At 64.7% G+C, this 7589-nt stretch carries 7 protein-coding genes; all 7 read right to left on the bottom strand.

Annotation, left to right across the window (positions count from 1 at the left end):
• Window positions 1–144 precede the first annotated feature (144 nt).
• The 7 genes from galU to rpsA all read right to left on the bottom strand — a co-directional run bounded on the left by galU (window position 145) and on the right by rpsA (window position 7547).
• A complete protein-coding gene (galU, locus tag ACVOKU_RS14165; protein WP_053517730.1) occupies window positions 145–1023 on the bottom strand; it encodes a UTP--glucose-1-phosphate uridylyltransferase GalU in 879 nt (292 codons plus the stop codon).
• The gene (locus ACVOKU_RS14160; protein ID WP_053517731.1) at window positions 1023–2933 is read right to left on the bottom strand and encodes a polysaccharide biosynthesis protein; all 1911 of its coding nucleotides are present in this window, start codon (window positions 2931–2933) and stop codon (window positions 1023–1025) included. The genes galU and ACVOKU_RS14160 overlap by 1 nt, the downstream gene beginning before the upstream one ends.
• A gap of 3 nt (window positions 2934–2936) precedes the next feature.
• Window positions 2937–3926, bottom strand: a complete 990-nt coding sequence (locus tag ACVOKU_RS14155; RefSeq protein ID WP_065175048.1) for an MraY family glycosyltransferase — start codon at window positions 3924–3926, stop codon at window positions 2937–2939.
• 3 nt (window positions 3927–3929) lie between these two features.
• Window positions 3930–5108: a lipopolysaccharide assembly protein LapB gene (lapB, locus tag ACVOKU_RS14150; protein WP_053517734.1), complete on the bottom strand. Its 1179-nt coding sequence runs from the start codon at window positions 5106–5108 to the stop codon at window positions 3930–3932.
• Between the two features lie 6 nt (window positions 5109–5114).
• A complete protein-coding gene (locus tag ACVOKU_RS14145; protein ID WP_053517736.1) occupies window positions 5115–5399 on the bottom strand; it encodes a lipopolysaccharide assembly protein LapA domain-containing protein in 285 nt (94 codons plus the stop codon).
• A 77-nt stretch (window positions 5400–5476) separates the two neighbouring features.
• Window positions 5477–5782: an integration host factor subunit beta gene (locus tag ACVOKU_RS14140; RefSeq protein WP_053517737.1), complete on the bottom strand. Its 306-nt coding sequence runs from the start codon at window positions 5780–5782 to the stop codon at window positions 5477–5479.
• Window positions 5783–5867: 85 nt separating this feature from the next.
• Window positions 5868–7547, bottom strand: a complete 1680-nt coding sequence (gene rpsA, locus ACVOKU_RS14135; protein WP_053517739.1) for a 30S ribosomal protein S1 — start codon at window positions 7545–7547, stop codon at window positions 5868–5870.
• Window positions 7548–7589: the final 42 nt, after the last annotated feature.

Raw genomic sequence — 7589 nt, 5'->3', positions numbered from 1 at the left:
GGATGGCCCTCTCCAAAACCGTTGGCGCCATGGATGGCGCCATCGAGCACCATGGAAGGGCTTTGGCGTGTTTTGGAGAGGGCCATCCGCCCCCTCCCCCACGTATCAATCAAGGCGCCAAGACGGAGCGCCTGAAGAACCCCGTTACTCCGCCAGCATCGCCGCCAGCTTCTCGCGCGCCGGGCCCGCCAGCTTCGGGTTGTCCAGCGCGAAGCGGATCGTCGCCTCGACCAGCCCCAGGTGCGTGCCGCAGTCGAAACGGGTGCCCTCGAAACGGTAGGCATCGACCTGCTCGGTCTTCAGCAGCTGCGCGATCGCATCGGTCAGCTGGATCTCGCCACCGGCACCACTGCCGGTCTGCTCCAGAAGATCGAAGATCTTCGGGCTCAGCACATAGCGGCCGACCACCGCCAGGTCGCTGGGAGCGTCCTCCGGCTTCGGCTTCTCCACGATCTGCGAGATACGGCCCTTGCGGCCATCGAAGGCCTCGGTGGCCACGATGCCGTAACTGGCGGTCTTGTCGTGCGGCACGTCCTCGACGGCGATCACGCTGGCACCGCTGGCCTCATTGAGATCGGCCATCTGCTTCAACGCACCGTCGCCACGGTTCCAGATCAGATCGTCCGGCAGCAGCACGGCGAACGGCTCGTCACCGATCACGGCCTTGGCACACAGCACCGCGTGGCCCAGACCCAACGCTTCGGCCTGCGTCACGAAGACCGCACGCACGCCGTTGGGCAGCACGTGGCGGATCATCTCCAGCTGCTCCTGCTTGCCGGCGCGCTCGAGCTTCTGTTCCAGCTCATACGCCTTGTCGAAATAGTCGGCGACCGCGTGCTTGTAGCGGTTGGTGATGAACACAAGCGTGTCACAGCCGGCTTCTATGGCCTCATCAACAGCGTACTGGATAAGCGGACGATCGATGATCGGCAGCATTTCTTTCGGCACCGTCTTGGTCGCCGGCAGGAAGCGCGTCCCGAGCCCTGCCACGGGAAAAACTGCTTTACGAATTCGCTTGCTCATTAGTGCCTGTTGGCCTCGCGTGTCGGAAACGGCACGACTTTAGCGGATGAGATGTAAGCATCCTGTTCGATTGGAGAAAACTCCGGCATCGTCGCGAACAGGATCTCCTGGATGGTGTCGATGTCGTAGCTGCTGATCGCTTCGCGCAGCTTCGGAACGTTGCCGAGCACCATGTCACGCGAGAACGCGCGCACGCCGGCTTCGAGGATCTTCGGGTGCGCGGTCGAACGATAGTCCTCGTCGGAATAGAACAGCGTCTCGTGCAGCTTCTCACCCGGGCGCAGCCCGGTGTAGATGATCGGAATATCCTTGTACGGCTGCTTGCCGGCCAGCCGGATCATCTGCTCGGCCAGCACCCGGATCGGCACCGGCTCACCCATGTCGAGCGTGTAGATGGCGCCATGCGACGCCGAGGCGGCCGCCTGCAGGATGAGCTGGCAGGCCTCGGGGATCGTCATGAAATAGCGGCTGACCTCCGGGTCGGTGACCGTGACCGGCCCGCCCTTGAGGATCTGCTCGCGGAACAACGGCACGACGCTGCCCGCCGACGCCAGCACGTTGCCGAAGCGCACGGTGACGAAGCGGGTATGCGTGGACTTCTGGTCCAGGCTCTGGCAGATCATCTCGGCGTAGCGCTTGCTGGCACCCAGCGCATTGACCGGATCGACCGCCTTGTCGGTGGAGATGAACACGAAGTGCTCGACGTGTGCCTCCAGGCAGGCACGGGCGACGTTCTCCGTGGCCAGGATGTTGTTGCGCACCGCCTCGCGCAGCTGCCGTTCCAGTACCGGCACATGCTTGTAGGCGGCAGCATGGAAGGCCGTATCGACCGGGTGCAGCGACAGCGCATGGCGGATCACTGCGGGGTCACCGCAGTCACCCAGCACGGCTTCGATCTCGATGTCGGGAAAACTGCGGCGCAGCTCGCCTTCGATGGTCAACAGCAGCAGTTCGCTGATCTCCAGCAGGACGATGCGGCCTGCACCGTGGCGCGCGCACTGGCGGCAGAGTTCTGAACCGATCGAACCACCGGCACCGGTCACCATCACGGTGCGCCCGCCCAGCCAGCCACGGATCAGGTTCCAGTCCGGCATGATCGGCTTGCGGCCCAGCAGATCCTCGATCGCCACTTCCTTCAGCTGGCCCGGCAGCGACTGCCCCTGCAGGATGTCACTGAGCTTGGGCACGGTGCGGAACGGAACCCCGGTGCTCTCGCAGATGGCGACCACGCGCTGCATGCCGGCGGCATCCAGCGACGGAATGGCGATGACCAGCAGCTTGGCTGCGGTTTCGCGGGCCACGGCCGGCGCATCGTCCAGCGTGCCCAGGATCGGCAGGCCCTGCAGTTTCGCGCCGCGCAGGTGCGGGGCGTCATCGAGCAGGCCGACCGGCTCGAAATTGCCGGAACGACGCAGATCGCGGACCAGCGTTTCGGCGGCCTGTCCGGCACCCAGGATCAGCACCCGGCGCGCGCTCGAATCGGACTGCAGCGCCTGGTAGTCCTTCCATGCGCGATACAGCAGGCGCGGCGCGCCCAGCAGGGCCGACAGCGCGAAGGGATAGATCACCAGCACCGACATCGGCACGCCGTTGAAGCGCTTCCACATCAGCACCAGGACGATGGCGACCATGCCGATGAAGCTGGCTTTGAAGATGTTCAGCAGGTCGCTGACACTGGCAAACCGCCACAGGCCGCGATACAGGCCCACGCGCCAGAACACCAGTCCCTGCAGCAGCAGGACCAGGGTGGTATCGACATTCCACAACGGCAGCGCAGGCGCGTCCGGCAGGATCGAGTAACGACCGGCATGGAGCAGCTGCCAGCATGCCCAGACCATGAACAGGTCGTGGCAGACAATGGCCGTACGCGGCAACAGGCCGAGGATTCTATCCCGCCAGGGTGAAGACATATTTCAAGGAGTTCCTTGTCGGAGGCGCATTCCATTGCGCAGGAGGAGCCACAGCATGCTCAGCGTGATGAACCAAGCAATTGCCACGACAGCCTCCCACCTCGGCTGCAGATTCGAACTGACATTGAACACTGTAATACTGAATAGGCCCAAAACAAAGTACATCCCTGTCACCTGGGCGTGGCTGGCTCCTGCCTGCACAGCGCGCTGGTAGACGTGCTGGGTGTGGGGTTCCATCCAGCGTTGCCCGGAAATGATGCGCGCCAGCAGTGTGAAGCCCGCGTCCACGAGGAACGGCGACAGCGGCACCAGCAGCAGGATCCAGTTGATGTCGGTGCGCAGGCTGGCCACGGCCACGACGGCCGCCACCGCGTAGCCCAGCGCTCCGCTGCCGACATCCCCGAGGAAGATGCGTGCGCGCGGAAAGTTGAAGGGCAGGAAACCCACGCAGGCCAGCCCGAGGGCGATGGCCAGCAGCGACCACGGCCAGGGCAGCACAGGAGCGAACCCCAGCGCGACCACGATGGCCTGGCTGCTGGCGATGCCGTTGATGCCATCCATGAAGTTCCAGATGTTGATCAACGAGGCGGTGAAGAACAGCACCAGCAGGGCCAGCAGCCAGCTGCCGCCGTGGATCTTCACCAGCCCGGCCAGCAGGCCCGCAGCAATGAAATGCACAAGCAGCCTGCGCATGGCCGGCAGCGGGCGATGGTCGTCCCACCAGCCGATGCCCGCGACCAGCAGCAGGCCGGCAGCGGCGACCAGCAGGCTCGGCATGGCCTGCGGCCACGCCCACATGGCCACGGCTGCGGTGGCCAGCAGGCTGATGACAATGGCGATGCCGCCGCCGCGTGGCGTGGCAACGCTATGGCTGCGGCGTTCCCCGGGGTGGTCCATCAGCTGCCGGCGCAGCGCGTAGCCGCGCGCCGCCCAGGTCAGGGCGGCGCTCAGCAGGGCCAACGCCAGCAGCGCGCCCATCACGAGCCAGGGCATGATTCAGAGCACCGCGTAGTTCAGCAGCGGCTTGACCGTACCCCATTCCTTGCAGCTCGGGCACTGCCAGTGGTGGGTGCGCGCGCCGAAGCCGCAGCGTGTGCAGCGGTAGGCCGGATTGCGCACCAGCAGCTGGTCGGTGATGTGCTTGAGATCGTGCAGGGTGGCGGTGGAATCGGCACCTTCGGCGAGGGTCAGGTCGATCAACGCCGATTCGCCGCGCACCGAGGGGCGGTCCTTGAGCTGGCGGCCCAGATAGGCGCGCGCAGGGGCGACACCTTCCTGTTCCTCCATCAGCCGGGTCAGCGCCAGCACCGGCGCGATACCGCGGTAGTGCTCGGTCATTTCCGAAAGGAAGGCACGGGCGCCGCCCAGGTCGCCGACCTTGCGGTAGTTCTGCATCAGCGCCGGCAGCAGTTCCGGCAGATATTCCGGGTCATTGCGCGCAGCACGCTCGAAGGCTCGCACCGCCGCTTCGGGATTGCCGGCATCGCTCTCCAGGCGTCCTTCGATGATGCCGGCGCGCACCGACATCGCATCGGCCTGGTAGGCACGGGCAATGGCCGCCCTCGCCTCTTCCAGCTTGCCGGCGCCACGGAAGCGTTCGGCCAGCTCGCACTCGAACTGCCCGATCAGCTTGCCCATCGGCTCGCCGGTGACATCCTCGAAGCGGGTGGCGTTGTCGATCGCCTTCTCCCAGTCACGCTCGGCCTGGTAGATCCCGATCAGGTGCTTGAGCGCCTGCGGCGCACGCTGGTCCAGCTGGGCCAGCTCGGTGAACACGGTTTCGGCGCGGTCCAGCAGGCCGGACTTCATGTAGTCCTCGCCCAGCGCCAGCAGCGCCTGCACGCGCTGCGCATCGCTCAGATCGTTGCGGTTGACCAGGCCCTGGTGCAGGCGGATGGCGCGGTCCACTTCGCCGCGGCGACGGAACAGATGGCCCAGCGCGACCTGGGTCTCGAAGGTTTCCTTGTCGAGCTCGGCGATGTGCAGGAACAGCTCGATGGCCTTGTCCGGCTGCTCGTTGAGCAGGTAGTTCAGGCCACGGAAGTAGGTGCTGGACAGTCGGCTGACCTGGTTGTCACCGTGGCGCTGACCGCCACGCCGTCCGATCACCCAGCCGGCCAGGGCGGCCAGCGGCACGAACAGGAAAAACCAGAACCACTCGGTGACGAAATCCATCTTCGATCAACGTCCGTCAAAAGATTGGGGGGAAGCGGCCGGTGCCGGCGTCGCGGCAGCGGACTTGTTGGCGCGGCGCAGCTGGCTGTAGAGCGGAACGACCACGCTCACCAGCACCAGGCCGGCGCCGACCACCACGCCCACCAGCAGGGCGGCGATCAATGCCACGCCGACGGAGGTATGCAGCTCGGTGAACAGCAGGTTGATCGACATCGCGGTCATGTTGACCGCACCGATGATCAATCCAAGGATCAGCACCGCCAGCAGGACCAGCAGACGAAAGACCTTCATGCGACAGCTCCAGGGGCGGGAGACCGTAGCTTATCCGACTCGCGGCTGGATTCGCACGCGGTGGCGCGACGGGACGCTCAGGCGGGATCGGCGTCCAGCGGCAGCACGCTGCTGACCCGCTCGCGCAGTTCCTTGCCCGGCTTGAAATGGGGAACGTGCTTGCCCGGCAGGGCAACCGATTCGCCGGTCTTGGGGTTGCGACCCAGGCGCGGCGGGCGGTAGTGCAGCGAGAAGCTGCCAAAACCGCGGATTTCGATGCGATCCCCGACAGAGAGGGAACCGCCCATCATTTCCAGCAACGACTTCACCGCCAGATCGACATCATCGGCCTTCAGGTGCGCCTGACGGCGCGCAAGGATTTCGATCAGTTCGGATTTGGTCATCACCGGCTCACATCAGGGGCATTTCAGCCTGAAACGGCCCGGGCAGTGCCCGGGCCGTCCAGGAAACAACGAACAACGGGCCCGATTACTCGGACTTGCTACCGTTCAGCTGGGCACGCAGCAGCGCGCCGAGCTGGGTGGTGCCACCCGAAGCGGACTGGTATTCCTCCAGCACTTCGCGCATTTCCGCGTCGTCCTTGGCCTTGATCGACAGCTGCAGGGTACGGCCCTTGCGGTCCATGCCCACGAACTTGGCTTCGACCTTGTCGCCGACCTTCAGGTGCTGGGTGGCGTCGTCAACGCGCTCGTTGGCGATGTCGCGAGCCGAAACGTAGCCTTCGATGCCGTCGGCCAGTTCGATCACGGCGCCCTTGGCGTCGACTTCCTTCACCACGCCTTCGACCTTGGAGCCCTTCGGATTGGCCGCCATGTACTGGCCGAACGGATCCTGCTCCAGCTGCTTCACGCCCAGGGAGATGCGCTCGCGCTCCGGGTCGACGGCCAGGACGACGGCGTCCAGGGTATCGCCCTTCTTGAAGTTGCGAACGACGTCTTCGCCGGTGGTGTTCCAGCTGATGTCGGACAGGTGGACCAGGCCATCGATGCCACCGTCCAGGCCGATGAAGATGCCGAAGTCGGTGATCGACTTGATCTGGCCGGACACCTTGTCACCCTTCTTGTGGGTGGCAGCGAAGGTTTCCCACGGATTGGCGGCAACCTGCTTCATGCCCAGCGAGATGCGGCGACGCTCTTCATCGACGTCCAGCACCATCACTTCGACCTCGTCACCGACCTGCACGACCTTGGACGGGTTGACGTTCTTGTTGGTCCAATCCATCTCGGAGACGTGCACCAGGCCTTCGACGCCCGGCTCGATCTCGACGAACGCGCCGTAATCGGTGACGTTGGAGACCTTGCCGAAGACGCGGCTGTTGGCCGGGTAACGACGGGCGATGTTGTCCCACGGATCTTCGCCCAGCTGCTTCAGGCCCAGCGAAACGCGGTTGCGCTCGCGGTCGAACTTCAGCACGCGCACGTCCAGCTCGTCGCCGACGTTCACGACTTCGGACGGATGGCGCACGCGCTTCCATGCCATGTCGGTGATGTGCAGCAGGCCGTCGATACCGCCCAGGTCCACGAACGCGCCGTAGTCGGTCAGGTTCTTGACGACACCCTTCAGGATCGCGCCTTCCTGCAGCTTGTCCATCAGCTGCTCGCGCTCTTCCGAGTGCTCGCTTTCGACGACAGCGCGGCGCGAGACCACGACGTTGTTACGCTTGCGGTCCAGCTTGATGAGCTTGAATTCCAGCTCCTTGCCTTCCAGGTAGGCCGGATCGCGCACCGGGCGCACATCGACCAGGGAACCCGGCAGGAAGGCGCGGACATCCTTGATGTCCACGGTGAAACCACCCTTGACCTTGCCACTGATGCGGCCGGTGATGGTTTCGTTCTTTTCCAACGCTTCTTCCAGCTCGTCCCACACCATCGCGCGCTTGGCCTTCTCGCGCGACAGGACGGTTTCGCCGAAGCCGTTCTCGATGGAGTCGAGGGCGACCTTGACGATATCGCCTTCGGCGACATCGATCTCGCCAGCGTCGTTACGGAACTGTTCGATCGGCACGATGCCTTCGGACTTCAGGCCAGCGTTGATCACCACGACGTCGCCGCGGACTTCAACAACGGTACCGCTGACGATGGCGCCCGGCTTCAGCTTGGCCAGGTTGGCCTGGCTGGCTTCAAACAGTTCGGCAAATGATTCGGTCATTAGATTTACTCTGTTGGACACATGGGTCGGTGGCGTCCCTTC

It is taken from the genome of Stenotrophomonas sp. STEN147, assembly GCF_056757995.1.
The sequence above is the reverse complement of the archived record's forward strand: the minus strand, read 5'-3'. Positions and strand labels throughout refer to the sequence as shown.

What these genes read in the sequence shown, in the direction of transcription:
- galU (WP_053517730.1), bottom strand. Translation starts at nt 1,023, where the DNA reads ATGAGCAAGCGAATTCGTAAAGCAGTTTTTCCCGTGGCAGGGCTCGGG.
- ACVOKU_RS14140 (WP_053517737.1), bottom strand. Translation starts at nt 5,782, where the DNA reads ATGACCAAATCCGAACTGATCGAAATCCTTGCGCGCCGTCAGGCGCAC.
- rpsA (WP_053517739.1), bottom strand. Translation starts at nt 7,547, where the DNA reads ATGACCGAATCATTTGCCGAACTGTTTGAAGCCAGCCAGGCCAACCTG.
- lapB (WP_053517734.1), bottom strand. Translation starts at nt 5,108, where the DNA reads ATGGATTTCGTCACCGAGTGGTTCTGGTTTTTCCTGTTCGTGCCGCTG.
- ACVOKU_RS14160 (WP_053517731.1), bottom strand. Translation starts at nt 2,933, where the DNA reads ATGTCTTCACCCTGGCGGGATAGAATCCTCGGCCTGTTGCCGCGTACG.
- ACVOKU_RS14145 (WP_053517736.1), bottom strand. Translation starts at nt 5,399, where the DNA reads ATGAAGGTCTTTCGTCTGCTGGTCCTGCTGGCGGTGCTGATCCTTGGA.
- ACVOKU_RS14155 (WP_065175048.1), bottom strand. Translation starts at nt 3,926, where the DNA reads ATGCCCTGGCTCGTGATGGGCGCGCTGCTGGCGTTGGCCCTGCTGAGC.